The organism is Amycolatopsis sp. NPDC043887, from assembly GCF_056435665.1.
The window spans coordinates 115,998-138,095 of record NZ_JBWKEB010000001.1; the positions used below are offsets into that span (position 1 = coordinate 115,998).

The window sequence follows — 22,098 nt, forward strand, 5'->3', positions numbered from 1 at the left end:
GGATTTGGGAGAGGAGGGTGCTCAGAAGGACTCTTTGTCGCGGTCGGGGTTTCGGGTGGGTGGGGGGGGGGGGGGGGGGGGGGGGGGGGGGGGGGGGGGTGTTGGGGGAAAAACCCAAAACCCCCCCCCACGACCCCCTCGCCAAGCCGGGCAAATCACCCAAGTCGGACACTGTCACCGCGGAAAAAGTCCGTAATGAACAGTTGGAAAGGTGCCTTGTCGGCGAGTCCCGCCCCTACCGTCAACTCCGGCACGCCACGTTTGCCTTACCCCTCTATAACCCGAAACGACACTCACGAGGTCGCTAGTAGCCCTGGTACCCGCCGCCGCCGGCCATGGACTTCAGCCCCGGGTGCCCCTCGAAGCCGCCGTATCGCGAGAACGTGTACCGGACGCCCGCGATGATGTTGTCCACCGGGTTGTAGATGTCGTCGTGCCCGGGAAGCTTGTGCGCGTTGAAGGTCGGGTCGATGCACTGCATCAACCCCTTGGACGGCGTGCCCTTCGCCGCGTTGGAGTCCCAGTTGTTGATGGCGTTGGGGTTACCGCCGGACTCCTTCTCGATGATCGTCCAGATCTTCTGGATATCCGCCTCGGTCACCGGGATCCCGTTGGCCTGCAGGATCTTGATGGCCTCCTGGATCCACTGCTGGACGTTGCCCGGCGGCGTCGTCGACGGCGGGCCACCGCTCGGCCCGAGGCCGCCGCCCCCACCGCCACCGCCGCCTCCTCCACCGCCGCCACCGCCTCCGGCGTGGAGACCGCCGGTGCGCTTGGGGACGCTGCCGTCCTTGCCGGGCATCGGGACCTTCGAGTAGCCGCCCTCGATGTCCTTCTTCATCAGCTCTTGGGACTTCTGGATCATCTGGTTGGCCTGGTCGAGCAGGCCCTTGACCCGGGTGTCGGCGTCGCCGGCGATCTTGTTGATGTCGGTCTTGGCCTTCTGGATGATCTCGTCGGCCGAAGGGCTCGGCGCCGGCTTGTGATCCTTCTCGGCCTGCGCGGCGGCCTGGATCGCCGCGTTCTTGTCCGTCTCCGCCTGGGTGTTCCGCTTGTTGATCGCTTCCTCGGCGCCCTTGTAGGCGTCGGCGACCTGGGTCTTGATGTTGCCGAGATCGGCGTGGACACGGTCGAGGTCGTCGACGACCTTGCCCAGCTGCTCTTCGACGTTCTTCCCGGCCTTGGTGATCGACTTGACGTACTCGAAGAAGGCGTCCGCGGCGGGCCCGGCCCAGACCCCGCCGTTCAACGCTTGGGTCGAGTTGGACAACGCCGCGCTGTGGTCGCCCGCGTTGTCAGCGGCCGTCTTGAACTGCTTCGAGGCATTCTGAATGGCGGCCAGGTTCACCTTTTCGATCTGCTCGGCCTTCTTGACCAGTTCGCCCCAGCCGTCCGGCACCCCGGCGCCGACACCGTTCAAACCCACTGCTCAAGCCCCCTTGTTCTCCGGCCCCCGGCCTGGCGAATCGTCACAGGTCTCCGTGCACCTTCAGGTTGTCCACGTGGACCGCTTCGGTCTCCTTGATCAGCCCCGCCGCCTTTCGCAGCACGAAGGCGGTGGCCTCCATCAGCTGACCGGCCGAATCGAATTCGTTGTGGACTCCCTGTTTGAACTTGCCGACCGCGCCCTGCGCGTCGCCGTGCTCGTCCACTCCGCCGAAGGGGCTTTCCTTCTCGTCATCCATCCCGGTGACGCCTTTTTTGGTCTTCTCGAACTCGTCCTTGAGCTTCTCCACCTGACCGGCGGCGATCCCCATGGATTCCGGGTCGTACACAGGCACGGTTCGTCATCCCCTTCACGGAAAAACTCGTATCCGCCCGATCAGACGCGCGGCCGATCAGGACGGTTCCCGCGCATACTTTAAGACCTCGTCAGTGGGCCGTGCGCGCATCCACGCCAACTTCCACCCCGCCGATATCGACTTCGCGAAACAACCGAATCGGGCAAGTCAGAAATCGGCGACTTCCCGGATCCTGGTCGCCAGCAACTGGTTGTCCGCCGGGGTGATGGTCGCCCAATCCCGCCCGTCCCGGTTCCGCGCGACCTGGAACAGGTACCGGCCCGCGTCCGTGTCGTAGAAGGCGACCACGCTGTCCGCCCGCCGGGGGCGGCCGTCGCGGCCTGCGCGTTCGACACCGAACTGGCCGCGCGCCTCCTGGCCGAGCAGCATGCCCGCCACCTCCTGGGCCTGCCAGAGGGGCACGTCCAGGTCTTCCAGCGCGGTGACCAGGGCTTTCGCGTCGCCGCGGGCGGCGGCGTCGGCCTGGACGAGGACGTCGTGCGGGATGCTGATCGACTGGCCGACGCCGGGGCCGAGATCCCCCGCGACCGAGACCGCGGCCTCGGCGAGGGAGCTCTCCCTGGCGGGGATCAGCCACACCTGACCGGAGTCGATCACGCCGAGCAAGGCCTGGTTGCCGACGCTCACCGCCTGGCCCTTGATCTCGCGGTCGGTCCACACCCAGACGTCGATCGCGACGCGGGGGTGCGCGAACAGGTTCAGCATGTCGACCAGCTCGCCCGACGCCTGGTGTCCCCGCGCGAGACCTCGCGCGCGCAGGGATTCCCAGGCCTCTTCGATCAGCGCCGCCCGCTCCGTGTGGGTCGTTCCGGGGCTCGGCACGTCGAGTGCGACATGGCGGCCGGGCAGCCGTTCGGCTTCCCAGAGCATTTCGAACTCGAGTGCGGACAGCACCAGGCTGCCGTTGTCGTTCGGCACAGGTTCAGCGCGCTTCCCGGTTGCCGTGGTCACCGATCACGTCCGGCGAAACCAGCCGCTCGTCGGTGAACAGATCCTTGTCGTCGACGCCGTAACGCCTGATGTGCTCCGCGTCCTCTTCGACGTCCTGGGTGGCCGCGCGCTCCATGAACTTCGACTCGGGCTTCGGCTGCTTCGCGCCGATCTTCTCCGAGCGCCGCATGGCCTCCTCTTCGGGAAGCTCGCCGATCGGGAGCTGGCGGGTCGGCTTCACGCCGCCTTCCTGACGGGGACGGCGGTCGCGTTCCCTGTCGCCGCTCAGCGCACCACCGGCGACACCGGCGCCGAGCGCCGCGGCACCGGCACCCAGGTCGCCCGCGGCCGGGCCGGTGATCTTCGGGACGGCGGGGAAACCGCGGCCGGATTCGTTGCCGGGGGCCATCGGCGCCTGCGGTCCGGAGCCGACCGAGCGGCCCTTGCCGAGCGCCTGGTCGCCGCCCGCGCCACCACCGACGTTGCCGAAGACACCGGGACCCGAACTGGAGCCCGGGCCCTTGCCGACAGCGCTGTCGAGACCGGGGCCGGTGCCGAACGCTTTGCCGACCGGCTGCGCCGACGTGGTGCTGTTCGGCGGCGCGCTGCCGGTGGACTGACCCGGCGGGACGTTCGGGGTGTTCGGCGCGCCCGGCGGAACGAACGGCGGCGAGGTCGGCGAGCCGGTGACCGGGTACGACGGCCTGCCCTGTTCGGGCTGTGGGGACGGCCGGTTCGGCGTCACCCAGCCGGCCCCCGGCGAGGGAGCCGGCCTCGACGTGCCGGACGGCGTGGTCGGGGCGGCGGCCGCGGGAGCCGTGGCCCCGGCGTTCGGCGCCGACGCACCGGTTTTGCGTGCCGTCCCGCCGCCCATGGCGACGCCGTAGGCAGGGGTCGGCGCGTCGTAGGACGGCGCCTTCGGGTTGCCGACGGGCTGCGCGACCGGCGGCACGTACTTCGATTCGACGGCGGCCGACGCGGGCCGCACACTGCCGTCCGGGGTCAGGTCCGTGGCCGTGCCCGCCAGGTCGAGCGGGGCGGAACCGCCACCGGCTCCGGCGGCCGTCGTGGTCTGGGTCAGGTTCATCGCCTGCGGGTCGGCCAGCGTGTCGGTCGACAGCAGGTTCTCGCCGCTCGTCTTGGCGTAGTCGTTCAACGCCTCCTGTGCCTGCGCCCGCGCGTTGTTCGCGGCGCTGACGCTCTTGGCGTGGTCGGTCTCGAACCCGATGAGACTCAGGACGACGTCACCGATGGTCAGGCCGCCGGCGCCCTTCCGGACCACTTCCGGATCCGGGAGCTTGTGCAGGGTCCGGTTGAAGGCCTCACCCTGCGCGAAGATCATCTCCGCGGAGTGCGAGACCTTCGAGTTCGCGTCCTGGGAGAAGCCGGCCTGTTCGGTGAACACCTGACCGGCGGCGCCACCGGCCTCGCTCTGCCATTCCACGCCGAGCTTGCCCAGCTCGTCACGCAGCGTCTTGTCGGTGTCCGCGAGCGCGCCCGCGACGGATTTCAACGCGTCGACGGCGATACCGATACTGCCGGTGCCGTCACCGCTGCGGAAGCGTTCGATCTCGGTCGCGATCCCGGTGTCGGTGTAGCCGTCGAACCGAAGATCGCGGAGCCTGCCCGCGAGGTCGGAAACGTTCACGCCGCCCTCCCTAGTTGCGTGCTTTCAAGGTCTGCAAAGCCGAGTCGGCCGCCTGTGCGGACATTTCACACAGCTGCGGCATGGTGAACGCGCCGGCGGTGACGGCGACCGCCCGCACCGCCAGCGTCTGTCCCTGAGCGACACCGACGAGCGTTTCGCAGTCGCCCGGCGTGCCGACGTCACGGTGGTTCCGGATGGCCGGGAACCCGCCGACCGCCGTCGGTTCCGTCGTCATGCTGTTCTTGCGGCGCTTGCCGGTGAACCACTCTTCGACGTCCGCGGTGATCGTGCGGACGTAATAGCCATGGAAGGGCTGCGCGGCGTCCGAGTCGAGGACACAGGTCGGGCCGTCGATCGGTTCCGCCGCCGCGCGCGGTTTGCTGTTGATCTTGAGCTGGTCGAGCTGCGGATCGGTGAGCAGGGCACACGGATCGACGCCCTGCAGGCTCAGTTCGGCGGGCCTGGCAGGCAGTGCCGACGCTTTGGCGCCCTGCGTGGCCGAGGCCAGCGCGGGTTCGTCGGGGAACGCCTGCCCGCCCGTGTCCGTGGCGCATCCGGCCAGCACGAGGGTGAGCACCCCGCCGGTCACCAGCACACGAGGCCTACGCCCGGTGTACACCACGGTCCCCGAACGCGGCGGCCTTGTCCGCATCACTGGTCTTGTACTCCTTGGCCGCCGTGCGGAGCTGGTTGACCAGGCCCCGCAGACCGGCCACGTACGCCCGGACCTGCGCGGCGTACGACTGGTCGCCGTCGGCCACGAGCTCGTTCCAGACGCTGGTCGCGTGCACGCTCACGGTGTCATTGGCCGGAGTGTCGATCCGCAGCTGGTCGAGCCGCGTCATGAGCTTGTCCTGCAACGCGTCGACCTGCTCTTCGACGATCTTCGCCACTTCGAGCAGCTTCGACGGGTCGACTCTGATGTCGGCCACCGACGGTGGCGTCGGGACCGCCGACGTGAGGTCCTGGACCTTGCTCGATGCTGCCATTCCCCACCCCTTGGAAACACGCACGGTGACCGTTCGCCCTGTCGAGGCTACCAACGCCGATGTATCGAGCGCCTAAGCTTCTCAGGAAATACCGGGTTAGACGCACCGTTAGCCGGAGCGGTTCCGTCCGGAATTCACGAGACCGGGGTGACGATCTCTCCCTTGGCGGCGAGCAGGGCGATGTCGGTGCGGTGGTGGGAGCCGGCCAGGTGGACCTTCTCGACCGTCGCGTAGGCGTCCTTGCGGGCGGCCTTCAGGTTCTTGCCGGTGCCGACCACCGACAGCACGCGGCCGCCGGAGGAGACGACGGCACCGTCGTCACGGCGGCGGGTGCCGGCGTGGAGCACGCCTTCGAGCTCGCCACCGGTGATGACGTCGCCGGTCCTCGGCTTGCCGGGGTAGCCGTCGGCGGCGAGCACGACGGTGACCGCCGCGCCGGAGTCCCACTCCAGCGGCGGCAGATCGGCGAGTTCGCCGGTCGCCGTCGCGTGCAGGACCTTGCCGAGCGGGCTGCGTAGCAGCGCCAGGACGACCTGGGTCTCCGGGTCGCCGAAACGGCAGTTGAACTCGATGACCTGCGGGCCCTCGGAAGTCAGCGCGAGACCGGCGTAGAGCAGGCCGGAGAAGGTGGCACCGCGGTTGTCGAGCTCGTCGACCACGGGCTGCACGATGCGGGCGACGACGTCGTCGACCAGGTCCTTCGGCGCCCACGGCAACGGGGCGTACGCGCCCATGCCGCCGGTGTTCGGGCCCGCGTCGCCGTCACCGACGCGCTTGAAGTCCTGCGCGGGCAGCAACGGGACGACCGTGCGGCCGTCGACGAAGCAGAAGAGAGAGGCCTCAGGGCCGTCGAGGAAGGACTCCAGGAGCACCGGGTGCCCGCCGTCGAGCAGCATCAGGGCGTGCTTGCGCGCGACGTCGACATCCGTGGTGACCACGACACCCTTGCCCGCGGCGAGGCCGTCGTCCTTGACCACCCAGGTGGGGCCGAAGCGGCCGAGCGCGGCGTCGAGGCGGGCCGGGTTGTCGACGACCTCGCAGTGCGCCGTCGGCACCTTCGCGGCCGCCATGACGTCCTTCGCGAACGCCTTCGAACCCTCGATCCTTGCCGCGGACGCGGACGGACCGAAGCAGGCGATGCCCGCCTTCCGGACCGCGTCGGCGACACCGGCCACCAGCGGGACCTCGGGACCGACCACCACCAGATCCGCCTGCCACCGCTTGGCGAGGGCGGAGACGGACTCGGGGTCGGCCGCGTCCACGCCGAGTTGTTCGGCCACCGCCGCGGTGCCGGCGTTGCCCGGGGCACAGGCCAGCGCGGTGACGGAAGGGTCTTCCGCGACCGCGAGGACGAGTGCATGCTCACGGGCGCCGGACCCGATTACCAGTACGCGCACGACGCACAGGGTAACCGGGCCGGAGACGCCCTGTCGGCGGAGCCACGTGAAACCCGCCCCGGCCGGAGGCCCCGCTATCGTGGCGGCGGGGCACCATAACGTCTGACCTGCGAAAACACGAACCTGACCCGGCGATGCGATCGCGGTCGCGGGTCACCGATCAACACAGCCCCGAACAGGTCGCCGTCCTCGAGCGGGTGGTTCCATCCGGCGTTCACCCGGCGGTCAGCGCTCCGCCGGTCCGTCTTCGCCGTCCGGACGCCTCCTGCGTCAAGGGTTGCGCGGTACCCCGAGTTCAAGCGAAAGAGGTTACCCACCATGCGAAAGCGCCTGGGCGTGCTCGCCCTGTCCGGACTCGCCGTACTCAGCGTCACAGGGCTGGCAGGCGCTGCCGAGCCGAGCGCCCAAGATGTGTCGGCGCTGGCGAAGGGTCACGATGGTCCGGTGATCGTCGGACACCGCGGCGCCCCCGGCTACCGCCCGGAGCACACGCTCGCCTCGTATGAGTTCGCCTACCGCCAGGGCGTCGACTGGGTCGACGTCGACCTCGTGCCCACCAAGGACGGCCAGCTCGTCGCGCGGCACGAGAACGAGATCGGCGGGACCACCGACGTCGCGAAGCACCCCGAGTTCGCGAACCGGAAGACGACGAAGGTCATCGACGGCACGTCGTTCACCGGCTGGTTCACCGAGGACTTCACACTCGCCGAGCTGAAGACCCTGCGCGCGACCGAGCGGATCCCGCAGCTGCGGCCGAACAACAAGATCTACGACGGCCGCTACCAGATCGCCACCTACCAGGAGGTCATCGACCTGACGCGCCGCCTGGGCCGCGAACTGCGCCGTGAACTGGGGACGTACCCGGAGATCAAGCACTCGACCTACTTCTCCTCGATCAAGAACCCGACCGAGCCGAAGCTGGTCGAGCTGCTCAAGCGCAACGGGCTCAACCACCCGAAGGCGCCGGTGATCATCCAGTCGTTCGAGGTGTCGAACCTGATCGCGCTTTCGCGCCAGGTGCGGGTGCCGCTGCTGCAGCTGACTTCGGCGACCGGCGCTCCGGCCGACTTCGTCGCCAAGGGCGACCCGCGGACGTACGCCGACCTCGTGACGCCGGCGGGCCTGAAGGAGATCTCGAAGTACGCGGACTACCTGGGCCCGGAGAAGGCACAGGTCATCCCGGTGGTGAACGGCGCGCTGGGGCAGCCGACCAAGCTGGTCGCCGACGCGCACCAGGCAGGGCTGAAGGTCGGGCCGTACACGTTCCGCAACGAGAACAACTTCCTCCCGCAGAGCCTGCGCTCGTCGGCGAACCTCGCCGAATACGGCAACGCGTTCGCCGAGCAGGAGGCGTTCCTCAAGGCGGGTGTCGACGGGTACTTCGCGGACCACCCGGACACCGCGCTGGAGGCCGTGAAGGCGTTCCGGGGGCGCTGAGGTTTCGACCCCAAGTACGTGAAGGCCCCCCCTTCCTCGCGCCTGGCGCGAGGAAGGGGGGCCTTCACGTACTTCAAGCAGCCAGGGCGCCGGTACCGGGTGGGTCCGGTGTTCGTGGTGCAGGTCAGCGGCCCTACGTGACGCCCGCCCCGGGACGCCGACTGTGTGGATTTTGGGGCGTTGGACGACCAGAAATCCACACAGTGCCCGACGGAGACGTGAGGGGGTGTGTGGAAATTGAGACGCTCAACGTCCCGATTTCCACACACCCCTCACCCGCGGTAACACTCACCCGCCCACCAACCACGCCGAGTGGCCACATGAGGCGAAGGCGCGATCCCCCAGCGATCGATCGCGATTACCACGCCGCCTTTGCCCACCCCCTGAAGAGCGCCCGAACCGCCACTCACGACCCACCCGGCCAGGGGCTGATCGGCGGCCTCTCTACTCCCGTCGCCGTCCTTGCGCTGCGGCGGTGAGTGTCCTGAACGGCACTTTCCTGACAGCTGGGGACGGGGTTCTTGACGGGACCTTGACATGCGCAGGTCGACGGGCCTAATTTCGGCGGATCTCAATGGTCTGTCCGCATACCTTTTAAGTGGGTGCCCGATGGATGTCTCTGACAAGCAGGCCGCAGAACCCGCCGACGAAGACAGTGCCCGGCTCCACCAACTCGGCTACGCGCAGGAGCTCCGGCGCACGATGTCGGCCTTCTCCAACTTCGCCGTCTCCTTCACGATCATCTCGATCCTCTCCGGCTGCCTGACCCTCTACGGATTCGGCATGAAGACCGGCGGGCCCGCCGCGATGATCTGGGGCTGGCCGCTGGTCGGCCTCTTCGTCATCCTGGTCGGGCTGGGCATGGCCGAGGTCTGCTCCAGCTACCCGACCGCGGGCGGCCTCTACTACTGGGCGGCGAAGCTCGCCCCGCGCAACGGCGCGGCGTGGTCATGGTTCACCGGCTGGTTCAACCTCATCGGGCAGATCGCCGTCACCGCGGGGATCGACTTCGGCGCGGCGCTGTTCCTCAACGCCTTTCTCGACCTGCAGTTCGGCTTCGAGGCGACGCCGGGCCACACGATCCTGCTGCTGGCGATCATCCTCGTGATCCACGGACTGTTGAACACCTTCGGCGTCAAGATCGTCGCGCTGCTGAACAGCATCAGCGTGTGGTGGCATCTCGCGGGTGTGCTGGTGATCGTCGGGGTGCTGATCATCGTTCCCGAGAAACACCAGGACGCGTCGTTCGTCTTCGGCGAGTTCGTGAACAACACCGGCTGGGCGTCGCCTGTCTACGTCTTCTTACTGGGCCTCCTGCTCGCGCAGTACACACTCACCGGATACGACGCCTCGGCCCATATGACCGAGGAGACCAAGAACGCGGCGAAGGCCGGACCTCGCGGGATCATCAACTCGATCCTCGTCTCCCTGATCGCCGGCTGGATCCTGCTGATCGGCCTCACTTTCGCCATCCAGGACTATGAGGGCGCCGTCGGCTCCGAAACCGGGGTGCCGCCCGCGCAGATCTTCATCGACGCGACCGGCGCGACGACCGGCAAGTTCCTGTTGCTGATCTGCATCGGCGCACAGCTGTTCTGCGGAATGGCGTCGGTGACCGCGAACTCGCGGATGATCTACGCCTTCGCTCGCGACGGCGCGATCCCGGGTTCCAAGTTCTGGCACCGCATCAACAAGCGCACCCAGACTCCGACCAACGCGGTGTGGCTGGCCGCGGGCGGCGCGCTCCTGCTCGCCCTGCCGTACCTGTGGAGCGCGACCGCCTACGCGGCGGTGACCTCGATCGCCGTCGTCGGCCTTTACGTGGCCTATGTGATCCCGGTGTTCCTGCGGGTGCGCAAGGGCGACGACTTCGAACCCGGACCGTGGAACCTCGGCCGCTGGGGGAAGCTCGTCGGGACCGTCGCGACCGTCTGGGTGTGCTTCATCTTCGTGCTGTTCATGCTTCCGCAGGGATCACCGATCACCATCGACAGTTTCAACTACACGCCCATCGCCTTCCTTGTCGTACTCGGTGGTGCGGCGGTGTGGTGGTTCGCCTCGGCGCGCAAGTGGTTCACAGGCCCGAAGGTGCAGGGCTCCGAGGAAGAACTCGCCGCGGTGGAAAAGGAACTCAAGGAATTGGGGTAGCGGTCTCCTCCCGGGAGCGGCCGGCGCGGACTACGGTCACCGCGGCCGCTCCCAGCGCCCCGACTCCGGCGAAGGCGTAGAAACCCCACGGGTAAGCGATTCCGGCAGTCAGCAGCGCACCGCCGAGGATCGGGCCGCAGATCGCGCCGACGCGGCCGACACCGGCCGCCCAGCCGATCCCGGTGGCACGCATGACGTCCGGGTACGTCTTGCCGATGTAGGCGTACACGAGCACCTGCGCGCTGAACACGAAACCGCCGGTGAGGAACACGGCCACGTACAGGCCGACAGCGGGCAGCTTCACACTCAGCAGGGCCAGGAACACCGCCGCCCCGAGGAACCAGAAGATCACCGCCGGCCGCACGCCGACCTTGTCCGCCACCCGGCCCGCGACGAGCAGGCCGACGACGCCGCCGAGGTTCAGCGTGAGCAGCAGCCCGAGCGCCGCGCCCAGCGGATACCCGGCCTGGCGCATGATCTCCGGCAGCCAGGTGTTGAGCCCGTAGACCAGCAGCAGCCCCATGAACGACGTCACCCAGAACGCGATGGTGGCGCGCAGGAACCCGCCGCGGAACAGTCCGCCGACAACCTGTGTCGCCGACTTCTCCTGCGTCTCCCGCGCCCGCTCGAAAGACTCGGATTCCGGCAGGTACTTGATCATCAGCGGTACCAGCACGAGCGCGGGCAGCGCGCCGGCCACGAACATCGCGCGCCAGCCGAGCGGCTGGATCAGCCAGATGCCGAGCAGGGCCGTGAGCACCGCGCCGACGTGGTAGCCGGTCATCACCGTGGTGGTCGCGCTGCCGCCCTTCCCCTTGCGGGCGTACTCGGTGACCAGCGCGATCGCCGTCGGCAGACAGCCGCCGAGACCCAGCCCGGCGAGGAAACGCAGCAGACCGAAGACGAACGCCGACGGCGAGATCGCGCAGAGCGCGGTGAACGCCGAGAAGGCCGTGACCGCGATGATCAGCGCCTTGCGACGGCCGATGAGATCGGTGATCGTGCCGATCGCCATCGCGCCGATCATCATGCCGATCAGGCCGAACGTCGAGATCACCGACGCCGTGCCGGGTGTCAGGTCCCAGACGTGGTCACGGAGCAGCGCGGGCAGCACCGTGCCCAGGACGACCAGATCGAATCCGTCGAGCAGTACCGCCGTCCAGGCGAGTGGGACCACCCACGAACGGGCCGCGGCAGGGGACATTGGAGACCTCCAACTGTGTTCGCTATGCGCACGAGTATGCACAATCCGAACGCTGTGAGCAAGGCCACTGGGCCCCTGGATGTCCTGAACGCCCCTTTCATGACACGTGAGTCAGCGCTGGGCGAGGTCTCCGAGGACGCTCCAGGTGCGAAGCCGCTCTTCCGCGTTCCGGATGCCGCTCTGCGTCGCGACGACCTCGGTCGCCCCGGCGTCGAAGTACCGCCGGATCTCGGCCGCGACGGTCTCCTCGTCCCCGGCGATCACCAGGTCACCGGCGGAGTCCGCGCCCTGGGCGTCGAAGATCGCGCGATAGGAAGGGATGTCGCGGAAGAAGGCGTATTGCCGGTCGACCTGGGCGCGTACGGCGCCGGGATCGTCGGTCACGACGACCGGGACCATCGCGATGATCCGCGGCGCCGGACGACCGGCGGCGGCCTTGGTGATCTCCGGGACGATGAGCCCGGAAAGGGCTTTCGGCCCGGCGAGGAAGGGGATCGTGCCGTCGGCGAGTTCGCCGGTGACTCGCAGCGCCTGCCGTCCCATCGCCGCGATGATCACCGGGATGCCCGAAGACCCCGCGACAGACAGCGAAGCCGCGAAGCCCTTGGCGTGCGCCCGGACCGTCTCGCCGCGGAAATCGACTTCGCCGCCGTCGAGCACTTGCCGAAGGATCGTGAGGTACTCGCGAAGGTGCTTGATCGGCGACGGGTACTCGATGCCGTACGCCGGTTCGAGCCAGTTCTTCGCACCGGTTCCGAGGCCGAGGACGAATCGGCCGCCGGTGGCGGCCTGTGCCGTTTGCGCGAGACCGGTGATCAGCAACGGATGTCGCGGGTAGATCGGGACGACGCCGGTCCCGACGGTGATTCCCGCGACCGCGCGCCCCGCGAGGGCGGCGACGGTGATCGCGTCGTGCTCCATCTGCTGCGAGAACCAGACGGACGTCAGGCCCGCGTCGGCGGCCTGCCGGGTCTGCGTGATGAGTTCGTCGACGATGTTGACGGCGTCCGCGGTGTCCCCGGACGGGAGTGCCACTCCGATGGTCATGTTCAACGCTAACCATGCTGCCTAAAGGATATTTCGCCGTTCACCAGTTGGGATCATGCGCGCGGATCCCGGTGTAGCCCCACCCTGGGCGGCGTCCGACACCTCGATTTTGGAGAGACCCGATGTCGTTGACCGATGTCATCGAAGGAACCAAGACCGCCGTCTCGTTCAGCGTCGCCAACGCGCTGCCCCCCGGAACCGCGACGCGGGTCGACGTGCGGGTGCGCGACCACTCGTTCGCCGTCGACGAGCCCGCCGCGCTCGGCGGCACCGACACCGCGGCGAACCCGGTCGAATACGCGCTGGGCTCGTGCCAGGTGATCACCTATCAGTTCTGGGCGGCGAAGCTCGGTGTGCCGCTCGAAGGCGTGAAGGTGACCGTGGACGGCGACATCGACCTGCACGGGTTCTTCGGGTTCTCGGAGACTCGCCCCGCGGACGCGGAGGTCTACGAGGACCTGAAGCGGCAGGTGGACGAACACTGCCCGGTGCTGGACCTGTTCCGGAACCCGACGCCGGTGAAGACCTCGCTCGCCTGAGACGCAAGGAAAGGTCCTTTCATTGCAGATTTTGCAATGAAAGGACCTTTCCTTGCACGCGCGAGGGGTCAGACGAACTCGTGCCGCACGATCGTCTGCTCGCGGCCCGGTCCGACGCCGATCGCCGAGATCCGCGCGCCCGACAGCTCTTCGAGCCGCTCGACGTAGGCCCGCGCGTTGGCCGGCAGCTCTTCGAAGGTGCGGCAGCCCGAAATGTCCTCGAACCAGCCCGGCAGCTCTTCGTAGATCGGCAGCGCGTGGTGCACGTCGGTCTGCGTCATCGGCATGTCGTACGTCCGGAAGCCGTCGACCTCGTAGCCGACGCACACCGGCACCTTCTCCAGGCCGGACAGCACGTCCAGCTTGGTGAGGAAGTAGTCGGTGATGCCGTTGACCCGCACCGCGTAGCGCGCGATGACCGCGTCGAACCAGCCGGTGCGCCGCGAGCGGCCGGTGGTGACGCCGAACTCGCCGCCCTGTTTGCGCAGGTACTCGCCGGACTCGTCGTCCAGCTCGGTCGGGAACGGGCCGGAGCCGACACGCGTGGTGTAGGCCTTGAGGATGCCCAGCACGGTGTCGATCTTGCCGGGGCCGATGCCCGAACCCGCGCTCGCGCCGCCGGAGGTCGGGTTCGACGACGTCACGAACGGGTAGGTGCCGTGGTCGACGTCGAGGAGGGTGCCCTGCGAGCCTTCGAGCAGCACGGTCTCGCCGCGTTCGAGGGCCTGGTTGAGCTGGAGGCGCGTGTCGGCGATGCGGTGCGCGAACTTCTCGCCCGCGGCCAGCACCTCGTCGGCGACCTGGTTCGCGTCCAGCGCCTTGCGGTTGTAGACCTTGACCAGCACCTGGTTCTTGAACTCCAGTGCCGACTCGACCTTCTGCCGGAAGATCTTCTCGTCGAGCAGGTCCTGCACGCGGACGCCGACGCGGGCGATCTTGTCCTGGTAGCAGGGGCCGATGCCGCGGCCGGTGGTGCCGATCTTGCGGCTGCCGAGGTAACGCTCGGTGACCTTATCGATCGCCACGTGGTACGGCATGATCAAATGCGCGTCGGCGGAGATCAGCAGCTTGCTGGTGTCGACGTCGCGTTCTTCCAGCCCGGCGAGTTCGTCGAGCAGCACGCCCGGGTCGATGACGACACCGTTGCCGATGACGTTGGTGACGCCCGGCGTGAGGATCCCGGACGGGATGAGGTGGAGGGCGAAGTTCTGCCCGTCGGGAAGGACTACGGTGTGGCCCGCGTTGTTACCGCCTTGGTAACGCACGATCCACTGGACGCGGTCGCCGAGCAGGTCGGTGGCCTTGCCCTTGCCCTCGTCCCCCCATTGGGCCCCGATCAGCACGATGGCCGGCATGTGACACTCCAGGTGTTCGGCGACTGGTGGTTTGGCGCTGGTAAATGCCGGTGCATGAGCGTAACGGAGGGCCTTCGGGTGCGCGGAATAGTGGTGGTCTGTCCGGAGGGCGAGCCCACACTCCCGGAGATCGACGACGTCGAAATGGTGCACGTCCCGAGCCGCCCCGGCAAGGCGGATATCGACCCCTTGCTGGGGCAACACGATCATCTGGTGGTCGCGGGCACCGACGCGGACCTCGCGGCCGTCGCGCTGCGGCTGTTACGAAAAGAACAGCTCTCGGGCGTGTCGCTCGGCTTCGTGCCGTCGTCGCCGGACTCCGACGTCGCCCGTATCTGGAGCCTGCCGACGCAGCCGCTGCGCGCCCTCTCGCTCGCCCTGCGTGGCGAGGTCGACCCGGTGCCGCTGATCCGCGACGACACCGGCGGGGTGCTGGTCGGGCGCGGGGTGATCGGGATGATCCGCGGGGTGGCCTACTGCGACGAGCACACCGTCCTGCGCGGGCCCGCGCGCTCGATCGAGGTCGAGCCGGACACGAGCGGCCCAGGGCTGATGGTCCGGGTGACCAAGGGGACGCTGTTCAAACGGCCTTCGACGCATTACGCGCGGGCGTTCCAGCTCGGCTGCATCCCGACCCGGCCGAGCATCGACGGCGTCGCCCATCCACGCGCGATGAGCCGGTGGACCTGGTACCGGCACACCGAAGACCTCCGGCTGGTCCGCGGGCTGGACTAGCCCGTTCGGCTCAGAACCATCAGCTGGACTTTCCGAAGATTTTTCGGCGGCGGACACCCTGTCCTACCTGCTCGTGACACCTTCCGTTCACGAATAGCCAGCAGAGTGTCATCCGATGGTGTTGCGTGGGTCATATCCGTCCCGCATGGTGACCAGGTCCCCAAACCTGACACGGAGGCAGCAATATGCCAACTGTGCTTGCCGTTCGTCGCTCCTTCACCGTCCTCGCCGTCTCGGCGATCGTCTCCGCGGGCGTGGTGGGTGTCGCCGAAGCGACACCCCCGGGCATCCCGTCGGCGGACACCGCCAAGACCCAGCTCGCCGCGCTGACCGTCAAGCCGGACGGTTCGTCGACCGGGTACAGCCGCGACAAGTTCCCGCACTGGTCCGACCAGGGCAACAGCTGCAACACCCGCGAGGTCGTGCTGAAGCGGGACGGCACGAACGTGCAGCAGGACAGCAGTTGCGCCGCCGTCTCCGGCAGCTGGTTCAGCCCGTACGACGGCGCCACCTGGCGCGCGGCGTCCGATGTGGACATCGACCACGTCGTCCCGCTGGCCGCCGCGTGGCGCACCGGGGCGTCGTCGTGGACCACCGCGCAGCGGCAGGCGTTCGCGAACGACCTCAGCGCGCCGCAGCTGATCGCCGTCACCGACAACGTCAACCAGGAGAAGGGTGACAAGTCGCCGGACGCCTGGAAGCCGCCGACCGTCGGCTACTGGTGCACCTACGCGAAGATGTGGACCACGGTGAAATACAAGTACAAGCTGAGCATCAAGTCGGCGGAGAAGACCGCGCTGACGGACATGCTCAACCGCTGCTAGACCTGCTCTGTCCGTGAAGGCCTCCTTCACTACCTTCAGAGTAGGGAAGGAGGCCTTCACGGACTTTCGGGGCTGTCAAGCGGAAAGGTGGGACGTTTCGCGGGCTGGGAGCCGAACTCAGTATGTGGGCGGGCCTCAAGGCCGTGATTAGCGTGAATCGGGCAGGCGCAAGCAAAAGCGCCCTCCCCGTTCCCGCTGGAGGCCACCCGGCGTCCCGTCCCGCCGCCACTTCCTTACTCGCGCTCACCGCACTTTTCGCCACCGCCTGCTCGTCCGCGGGCGGCTCGACGGGTGCCGACGCGGGGCCACCCGAACCCGGAGGCACGCTGCGCCTCGGGATCTCGTCGAGCCCGGACTGCGTCGACCCGGTCTCGCCAGGGAAACTCGCGCCGGAAGCGACGAAGACCCCGCGTTCCTCGTCCGCCGACACACGCGTTTCGGCGCCCAGGAAGGAAACGAGGCCGGCTTCCTGGAGGGCGAGCAGTTCTTCGAGCCGCCGCGGAGGCGGGCCGCTCGCGAAACAGGAGAAGAAGCCGAGGAACCAACCGTCCAAATCGGACAGTTGCGAAACCGCGTCGAGCCGTCCGGTCCCCACCAGCGCGGGAAGCTGGCCCATCACGGACAACAGTGCCGTGAACGCCCCGAGATCCGCGCTGTACTCGGGGTCCGCCCGTAGGCTCAAGTCGGCTTCGACGTACTCGCGCAGTTCCTTGCCGTACTCCTCCGCGGTGCCGGAGTCCTTGCCCGCCATGGGCCGGTCGAGACGATCCAGGTCCAGCCGGTCGTCCGGCGCCGGGATCGCTTCGCAGTGCCTCGAGTTCGGCGCGCAGGCTGTCGTCGATTCCGGTGTCGAGCCCGCCCGAGCGGACCAGCCGCGCCCACTCGATCAGTGACGGGCCCGGCCTTGATCGGGCCGTGGATCCGCACGGTGTCGTCGGTGAAGACCGTGACGTCCTCGGGCATGGAGTTCATACGCAGCAACGGCGACTGTTCGTAGCGCCAGACCCGTCACGCCCCGGCGGGAAGGGGATCGACGAGATGTGCCACCAGCCGCCGACCGCCGAGCAGTTCGGCGGCGTTGGCACCGAGCCGTTCGAGCACGCCCACCCCACGTGGACCGGCGCCGGCCACCGCGAGCACATAGGGAAGGTCTGCGGTACTCACGAAGCCGAAGCCACGCCGGGATTCCGGGCGGCGTTCGGGTTCTCGAGGAGCGGAACCCGTTGCCACGGCGAAGAACCGGAGCGTACTCGTCGAGTGGGGGGGTCACGGACGAAAGGAACGCGCGATGCCGGTCGAATTCCTGGGCATCGGAGGCACCAACGACGGTTCGGAGACTCATCCGCGATCGGGTGCTGTTCGCGTACGGCTCCAGCGGGCCGGACCCGGTGCAGGCGGCCGCGTACGTCGCGTCGAAGCTCGACGAACTCCGGATCCTGTAGGCGCACCGGCCGAACGTCTCGTACCCGACCTTCGCGGCGAAGACGTTCGCCACGCTGGACCAGACTTCGGACGGAAAGCTCACGGTGCACTTCATCACCGGTGGCAGCGACCACTACCGCTTCGCCGACTTCGGCCTCGACGTCGGTCCTGTGCGACGGCCACGCCCCGATGTGTCGTTCGACGGGTCGTCCCCGGCGGCGTACGCGGCGGGCGGGGCGGAGGCGGACATCTTCTGCCTCTGGGGTGAGCCTCTCGCACAGACCGACGTCCCGCGGATCCAGGTCGCCTTCCGCCCGATCATCGCGCCGACCGAGGAACTCGCCTGGGAGAAGGGGCCGGCAGCTGACCCGGCGGCCTTCGCTCACGAACCCGGAGAACACCGGCTCGCAGCGGCTCCTCGCGGTCGCCGCCGAAGGCGAACGGTTCGATCGGGCACTGTGGACCGCACCGCGGCCGCGACCGGCGGCGCCGGGAACTCCAACGCGCTGGTCGGCACGCCCGAAACCGTCGCGCAGGCCCTGCTCGACTACTACGACCTCGGCGTCGACATCCTCTCCGCGCGCGGTTACGACACGATCGACTTCGGCCGTCACGTTATCCCCATCGTGCGCGAAGAGGTCGCCAAACGCGACGCTGCGAAGGCGGCTTCGGCCCGCGAGGTGCTCGCGGTCGACGGTTGAGCCGCCACTGCACCGAATGGCGGTCGATCATCCATTCGGTGGAGCGCGTCGGTGCCGTCTGAGGGACCCGACGGTCGCGGAGCGGAGTCGGAACGCGTTCGCACACCGTGCGAACACAAGCGGGCCCGGGGGTACCCGCGGCCGTCTTCGCGGCGCCGTACCTCCGAGCCGGGTGACGCGGCCGCGGCCGGTTCTTTCCCGGCGAAAGGCCCAAAGCCACCGAAAGCCGCAGGTCCGAGCCGAGGCACCGGTCACCGGGACATCTTCGCGAACGGCCGTGCGTCCACGAAAAAGATCTCCAACTCCAGAAACCCGGCGAAAGAACCTAGCCAATCACCAACAGTCAGGAGACACTTACGTGAACGAATGACGCTTCGTGACTAGCTCGTGACCGCGTTACTCTCGGTCACGAGTTTGTCGCGTAATAAGGACCCTATTGGGGGCAGCATGGCTTCGGCCGGACGGGTCACTTACCGAGAGGTGTTCGGTGTAGCCGAGTTCCGTTCGCTCTGGTTCGCCGAGCTTTTCTCGATCTTCGGTGATCAACTCGCCAGGGTCGCCCTCTCCGTCCTCGTCTTCACCGAAACCCGTTCCGCGACCCTGACCGGTCTCACCTACGCGTTGACCTATGCCCCGTCGCTGCTCGGCGGCATCTTCCTCACCGGGTTCGCCGACCGCTTCCCCCGGCGAACGGTGATGGTGACCGTCGATCTGCTGCGAGCGCTGCTGATCGCGCTGGTCGCGGTGCCGGTACTGCCGTTCTGGGTCCTGTGTGTCCTCGTCGGCGCCGTCTCGCTGCTGAATCCGCCGTTCAAAGCGGCCCAGCTGGCCCTGCTGCCGCAGATCCTCGAAGGCGACCGGTTCGTCGTCGGCATGGCGATCCGCAGCATGACCGTCCAATCGGCACAGCTGGCGGGATTCGCCGGCGGCGGTCTCCTGCTGACCGCGCTGGAACCCCATATCGCCCTCGCGCTGGACGCGGTCACCTTCGTGGTCTCGGCGCTGTTCGTCCGGTTCGGACTGGCGTCGCGCCCGGCCGCGGCGTCCGGCGAGAAGCGCAAGTCGTTCTTCGCCTCGATCGGTTCGGGCGGGAAGATCGTCTTCGCCAGCTCAGGGTTGCGTTCGCTGCTGCTGTTCACCTGGCTGATGGGCCTGCTGCCGGTGTACGAGGGCATCGCGGCGCCTTACGTCGCCTCGTCCGGCGGAGGCCCCGAGGTCATCGGCCTGCTGCTGGCCGCCGACCCGATCGGCAGCGTGATCGGCGCGTTCATCTACTCGCGCTGGGTGCCGGCACACGTCAGACCGAAACTGATCGGGCCGCTTTCCGCGCTGACGGCGATCCCGCTGCTGCTGTGCTTCCTGCAGCCGGGGCCGTGGGCGTCGATCGCCCTGTTCGTCGTGTCCGGCGGGCTGGGCACGGTCGCGCTCATGCAGGCGACGGCGTCGCTGACCCTCGCGGTCCCCGACGAAAGCCGCGCTCAGGTGATGGGCCTGTCGAACACCGGACTGACCACGACCATGGGTGTGAGCCCGCTGATCGGCGGCGTCCTAGCCGACCAGACCGGCGCGCAGTCGACGGTCGGCTTCTTCGGTCTTGCCGGATTGCTGCTGACCGTTCCGCTGGCGGTGACCTGGGGAAAGACACTCAGGGCGGCCCCGGAAAAGTGGATCGAGCATGACGACGCACGCGCGGAACATTGAGGTGCTCCACGCGTGGTCAATCCTGCGCAGCCGTGCGGCTGGCGCCCTGTGTCACTGCTCCTTACCGGCCATCGCTGGCACCTTTCCCTCGGTCTCTCAGAGAAAAGTACACACCTAGGGAGCTTGTCGACAGCCCGCAAGTCAGTGGAAGCTGTCGGTAAGTAGGGGGTTTCGGAGAATGACGCAACAGTCAGGGGGAAAGATGATCACATCGGAGGAACGCGCTGGACATCGTTCGGCTCTCACGGTAACGGCGTGGGAGCTTTGGAAGCGGCCCACGAACTGGATCACCTTCACGGGGCTGACGGTCGCGGCGATGCTCGCGCTGACCGGGATCTTCACCATGACCGTCGCGGTCGAAACGTCGCAGGTCATGACCTGCCTGCTGCTCGCGGCACTGGCGATCGTGCAGGCCGAGGCGACCCGGCGGATCGAGCACCAGCGGCGCAGTCTGAGCATCACCCCGCACGTCAGCATGACGTCGGTCTGGGTCTTCCCCGGCGCGTTCATCCTGCCGCCGCAGCTCTCCGCGCTTCTCGTCGCGGTGATCTATCTTCACCTCGGTTTCCGCAGCTGGTCGGGGATTCGTCACGTGAATCCCCATCGGACTGTGGCGAACGCCACAACCATGACGATGTCCGCGTTCGCCGGCTGGGGGGCCGTGCAGCTCGTGGGTGACGCTTCAGTGACGGTCTCTTCGATCTGCTTCGCGGGCCTCGCCTTCTTCGTCGTCAACACCGCTCTCACGGGGATCGGGCTCTATCTGGCCGCCCCCGGCAAGGCTTCCGTCCCCAACTGCCTCGGCACCTGGGACGACAACATCCTCGAACTCTCCACGGTGTGCCTCGGCGGCCTGGTCATCGCGGCCCTTCCGTACCAGCCCGCGCTCGTCCTGCTGATCTTCCTGCCGCTGTACGTGCTGCAGCGTTCGGTGCTGATCAAGCAGCTGGAAGAGCTCGCGACCACCGATCAGAAGACCCAGCTGCTCAACGCGACGACCTGGCAGCAGGGCGCCATCCGCGAGGTCGCCCGCGCCGAGCGCGAGAACGGCCAGTTCGGCGCGCTGATGATCGACCTCGACCACTTCAAGAACATCAACGACACGTACGGCCACCTCGCGGGCGACGACGTGCTCAAGGGGGTCGCGGCGCTGGTCAAGGCCGAAACGCGGACGCAGGACCTCGCCGGCCGCTTCGGCGGTGAGGAATTCGTCGTGCTCCTGACCTCGTCTTCGAAGCACGAGTCCGTCGCGGTCGCCGAGCGCATCCGGCAGCGGATCAGCGAAATGGTCATCAGGACCCAGGACAACGAGGGCAACCCCGTGGTCATCGAACAGCGGACGGCGTCGGTCGGCGTCGCGACGTACCCGCTCGACGGCCGGACGATCGACGAGGTCATGGCCTCCGCCGACGCGTCGGTCTACGCGGCCAAACGCAACGGCCGCAACCGCGTGGTCTCGTCCCCGGATCTGGCGTCGGTCGCCGACGTGGCTGGAATGCCTCTGGAGGCCGTCGCGGCCTAACGGAGTCTTTCCATCACGTCGGCGGCCTCGGTTCGAAGACGGACGACGCCGCCGACGGTGAATTCGGTGAGCAGGTCGATGAGCGCGTCCGCGTCGGGCGGCTCACCGTCCCAGCTCGCCTGGACGAGCGCCTCGGTCATCGCGAAGAACAGCGTGACCAGCGCCTTGTCCGCGCGGCCGGAGTCGACGCCGTGCCGGGCCCAGCGCTGCCTGCTCGCCTCGGTGTAGACGCCGACGAGCCGTTCCCGCAGCCGGGTGAGGGCTGGGTCGCCCATGCGCTCCGCCTCGCGCAGGACGGGGAACGCGTCGGGGTTCGCCGCGACGAAGGCGAACATGTTGGCGTAGTTGGCGCGCGCCCAGGACCGCAGCTCGGGCTGAGAGAGGTCCAGGGCGGGTGCGCCGATCGCCTCGAAGGCCCGTTCCTCGATATCCGCGACGACCTGCGTGAACAACGTCGTGCGATCGCCGAACTGCTCGTAGACGGCCTGGCGGGACACCCCCGCGCGCCGGGCGATCTGCTCGATCGTCGCGGCCTGCGCGCCGTGCACCGCGAAGACACCGGCGGCCGAACTCAGCACCCGCGCGCGTTGCTCGCCGATCGGGAGTTTGCGGGGTCTCCCTCGCGGCGCCGGGCTTGACATTGTGCGCCACCTCACTGACTCTCTTTTTCGACACATCTGTCGAAAATGTTTGTGCT

21 protein-coding genes are annotated in these 22,098 nt (G+C 68.1%); 8 read left to right on the plus strand and 13 right to left on the minus strand.

Annotation, left to right across the window (positions count from 1 at the left end; genetic code table 11):
• Positions 1-304: 304 nt before the first annotated feature.
• From AC069H_RS00615 to purD, 7 genes are all read right to left on the minus strand, one after another.
• The gene (locus tag AC069H_RS00615; RefSeq protein WP_478224203.1) at positions 305-1,426 is read right to left on the minus strand and encodes a transglycosylase SLT domain-containing protein; all 1,122 of its coding nucleotides are present in this window, start codon (positions 1,424-1,426) and stop codon (positions 305-307) included.
• A 43-nt stretch (positions 1,427-1,469) separates the two neighbouring features.
• Positions 1,470-1,781 (minus strand): hypothetical protein, encoded by a 312-nt coding sequence (locus AC069H_RS00620; protein WP_340686231.1) that lies wholly within the window; start codon positions 1,779-1,781, stop codon positions 1,470-1,472.
• 168 nt (positions 1,782-1,949) lie between these two features.
• Positions 1,950-2,720, minus strand: a complete 771-nt coding sequence (locus tag AC069H_RS00625) for an ESX secretion-associated protein EspG (protein ID WP_340686230.1) — start codon at positions 2,718-2,720, stop codon at positions 1,950-1,952.
• A gap of 4 nt (positions 2,721-2,724) precedes the next feature.
• Positions 2,725-4,380: a hypothetical protein gene (locus AC069H_RS00630; protein WP_478230929.1), complete on the minus strand. Its 1,656-nt coding sequence runs from the start codon at positions 4,378-4,380 to the stop codon at positions 2,725-2,727.
• 10 nt (positions 4,381-4,390) lie between these two features.
• The gene (locus AC069H_RS00635; protein ID WP_478230930.1) at positions 4,391-5,032 is read right to left on the minus strand and encodes a DUF3558 domain-containing protein; all 642 of its coding nucleotides are present in this window, start codon (positions 5,030-5,032) and stop codon (positions 4,391-4,393) included.
• Positions 4,983-5,369 carry a PE domain-containing protein gene (locus AC069H_RS00640; RefSeq protein ID WP_034312497.1) on the minus strand — a complete coding sequence of 129 codons (387 nt, stop codon included), beginning with the start codon at positions 5,367-5,369 and terminating at the stop codon, positions 4,983-4,985. Before AC069H_RS00640 ends, AC069H_RS00635 begins: the two co-directional genes overlap by 50 nt.
• Before the next feature lie 134 nt (positions 5,370-5,503).
• A complete protein-coding gene (gene purD, locus AC069H_RS00645; RefSeq protein ID WP_478230931.1) occupies positions 5,504-6,766 on the minus strand; it encodes a phosphoribosylamine--glycine ligase in 1,263 nt (420 codons plus the stop codon).
• A gap of 318 nt (positions 6,767-7,084) precedes the next feature.
• On the opposite strand from purD, the gene AC069H_RS00650 reads away from it, so the two are divergent.
• Both AC069H_RS00650 and AC069H_RS00655 read left to right on the plus strand, forming a co-directional pair.
• Entirely contained in the window at positions 7,085-8,203 is a 1,119-nt protein-coding gene (locus tag AC069H_RS00650; RefSeq protein WP_478230932.1) for a glycerophosphodiester phosphodiesterase, read from the plus strand.
• A gap of 609 nt (positions 8,204-8,812) precedes the next feature.
• Positions 8,813-10,351: an amino acid permease gene (locus AC069H_RS00655; protein ID WP_478224198.1), complete on the plus strand. Its 1,539-nt coding sequence runs from the start codon at positions 8,813-8,815 to the stop codon at positions 10,349-10,351.
• Here the strand turns inward: AC069H_RS00655 and AC069H_RS00660 are convergent.
• Both AC069H_RS00660 and AC069H_RS00665 read right to left on the minus strand, forming a co-directional pair.
• Positions 10,335-11,555: an MFS transporter gene (locus AC069H_RS00660; RefSeq protein ID WP_478224197.1), complete on the minus strand. Its 1,221-nt coding sequence runs from the start codon at positions 11,553-11,555 to the stop codon at positions 10,335-10,337. The two genes, AC069H_RS00655 and AC069H_RS00660, sit on opposite strands and share 17 nt — an antisense overlap.
• A 111-nt stretch (positions 11,556-11,666) precedes the next feature.
• Complete coding sequence (locus AC069H_RS00665) at positions 11,667-12,602, minus strand: TIGR03564 family F420-dependent LLM class oxidoreductase (protein ID WP_478230933.1); 936 nt, start codon at positions 12,600-12,602, stop codon at positions 11,667-11,669.
• Positions 12,603-12,724: 122 nt separating this feature from the next.
• Here AC069H_RS00665 and AC069H_RS00670 point away from each other — a divergent pair, with 122 nt between their 5' ends.
• Positions 12,725-13,141, plus strand: coding sequence for an OsmC family protein (locus tag AC069H_RS00670; protein WP_478230934.1), 417 nt, complete (start codon positions 12,725-12,727; stop codon positions 13,139-13,141).
• 68 nt (positions 13,142-13,209) lie between these two features.
• Here the strand turns inward: AC069H_RS00670 and AC069H_RS00675 are convergent, their stop codons facing one another.
• Positions 13,210-14,496: an adenylosuccinate synthase gene (locus tag AC069H_RS00675; protein ID WP_016338079.1), complete on the minus strand. Its 1,287-nt coding sequence runs from the start codon at positions 14,494-14,496 to the stop codon at positions 13,210-13,212.
• Positions 14,497-14,550: 54 nt separating this feature from the next.
• Here AC069H_RS00675 and AC069H_RS00680 point away from each other — a divergent pair, with 54 nt between their 5' ends.
• On the plus strand, positions 14,551-15,231 hold the full coding sequence (locus tag AC069H_RS00680) for a hypothetical protein (protein ID WP_478230935.1): 681 nt from the start codon (positions 14,551-14,553) through the stop codon (positions 15,229-15,231).
• A gap of 185 nt (positions 15,232-15,416) precedes the next feature.
• Positions 15,417-16,055 (plus strand): GmrSD restriction endonuclease domain-containing protein, encoded by a 639-nt coding sequence (locus AC069H_RS00685; protein ID WP_240596632.1) that lies wholly within the window; start codon positions 15,417-15,419, stop codon positions 16,053-16,055.
• Here AC069H_RS00685 and AC069H_RS00690 read toward each other — a convergent pair.
• Both AC069H_RS00690 and AC069H_RS00695 read right to left on the minus strand, forming a co-directional pair.
• Positions 16,042-16,806, minus strand: a complete 765-nt coding sequence (locus AC069H_RS00690) for a hypothetical protein (RefSeq protein ID WP_478230936.1) — start codon at positions 16,804-16,806, stop codon at positions 16,042-16,044. The genes AC069H_RS00685 and AC069H_RS00690 overlap by 14 nt on opposite strands.
• A 257-nt stretch (positions 16,807-17,063) precedes the next feature.
• Positions 17,064-17,219, minus strand: coding sequence for a hypothetical protein (locus AC069H_RS00695; protein ID WP_478230937.1), 156 nt, complete (start codon positions 17,217-17,219; stop codon positions 17,064-17,066).
• Positions 17,220-17,581: 362 nt separating this feature from the next.
• Between AC069H_RS00695 and AC069H_RS00700 the strand changes: the two genes are divergently transcribed.
• From AC069H_RS00700 to AC069H_RS00710, 3 genes are all read left to right on the plus strand, one after another.
• A complete protein-coding gene (locus tag AC069H_RS00700) occupies positions 17,582-18,178 on the plus strand; it encodes an LLM class flavin-dependent oxidoreductase (RefSeq protein ID WP_478230938.1) in 597 nt (198 codons plus the stop codon).
• 447 nt (positions 18,179-18,625) lie between these two features.
• On the plus strand, positions 18,626-19,879 hold the full coding sequence (locus AC069H_RS00705) for an MFS transporter (RefSeq protein ID WP_478230939.1): 1,254 nt from the start codon (positions 18,626-18,628) through the stop codon (positions 19,877-19,879).
• A 202-nt stretch (positions 19,880-20,081) separates the two neighbouring features.
• Positions 20,082-21,401 carry a sensor domain-containing diguanylate cyclase gene (locus tag AC069H_RS00710; protein WP_478230940.1) on the plus strand — a complete coding sequence of 440 codons (1,320 nt, stop codon included), beginning with the start codon at positions 20,082-20,084 and terminating at the stop codon, positions 21,399-21,401.
• On the opposite strand, the gene AC069H_RS00715 is transcribed toward AC069H_RS00710, so the two are convergent.
• Positions 21,398-21,979 (minus strand): TetR/AcrR family transcriptional regulator, encoded by a 582-nt coding sequence (locus AC069H_RS00715; RefSeq protein ID WP_478231392.1) that lies wholly within the window; start codon positions 21,977-21,979, stop codon positions 21,398-21,400. The genes AC069H_RS00710 and AC069H_RS00715 overlap by 4 nt on opposite strands.
• Between the last annotated feature and the right edge of the window lie 119 nt (positions 21,980-22,098).

Excerpts from the sequence above, each read along its gene's own strand:
- AC069H_RS00670 (WP_478230934.1), top strand. The coding sequence starts at position 12,725 with ATGTCGTTGACCGATGTCATCGAAGGAACCAAGACCGCCGTCTCGTTC.
- AC069H_RS00675 (WP_016338079.1), bottom strand. The coding sequence starts at position 14,496 with ATGCCGGCCATCGTGCTGATCGGGGCCCAATGGGGGGACGAGGGCAAG.
- AC069H_RS00685 (WP_240596632.1), top strand. The coding sequence starts at position 15,417 with ATGCCAACTGTGCTTGCCGTTCGTCGCTCCTTCACCGTCCTCGCCGTC.
- AC069H_RS00705 (WP_478230939.1), top strand. The coding sequence starts at position 18,626 with ATGGCTTCGGCCGGACGGGTCACTTACCGAGAGGTGTTCGGTGTAGCC.
- AC069H_RS00650 (WP_478230932.1), top strand. The coding sequence starts at position 7,085 with ATGCGAAAGCGCCTGGGCGTGCTCGCCCTGTCCGGACTCGCCGTACTC.
- AC069H_RS00640 (WP_034312497.1), bottom strand. The coding sequence starts at position 5,369 with ATGGCAGCATCGAGCAAGGTCCAGGACCTCACGTCGGCGGTCCCGACG.
- AC069H_RS00680 (WP_478230935.1), top strand. The coding sequence starts at position 14,551 with ATGAGCGTAACGGAGGGCCTTCGGGTGCGCGGAATAGTGGTGGTCTGT.
- AC069H_RS00655 (WP_478224198.1), top strand. The coding sequence starts at position 8,813 with ATGGATGTCTCTGACAAGCAGGCCGCAGAACCCGCCGACGAAGACAGT.
- AC069H_RS00660 (WP_478224197.1), bottom strand. The coding sequence starts at position 11,555 with ATGTCCCCTGCCGCGGCCCGTTCGTGGGTGGTCCCACTCGCCTGGACG.
- AC069H_RS00635 (WP_478230930.1), bottom strand. The coding sequence starts at position 5,032 with ATGCGGACAAGGCCGCCGCGTTCGGGGACCGTGGTGTACACCGGGCGT.
- AC069H_RS00710 (WP_478230940.1), top strand. The coding sequence starts at position 20,082 with ATGATCACATCGGAGGAACGCGCTGGACATCGTTCGGCTCTCACGGTA.
- AC069H_RS00690 (WP_478230936.1), bottom strand. The coding sequence starts at position 16,806 with ATGGCGGGCAAGGACTCCGGCACCGCGGAGGAGTACGGCAAGGAACTG.
- AC069H_RS00665 (WP_478230933.1), bottom strand. The coding sequence starts at position 12,602 with ATGACCATCGGAGTGGCACTCCCGTCCGGGGACACCGCGGACGCCGTC.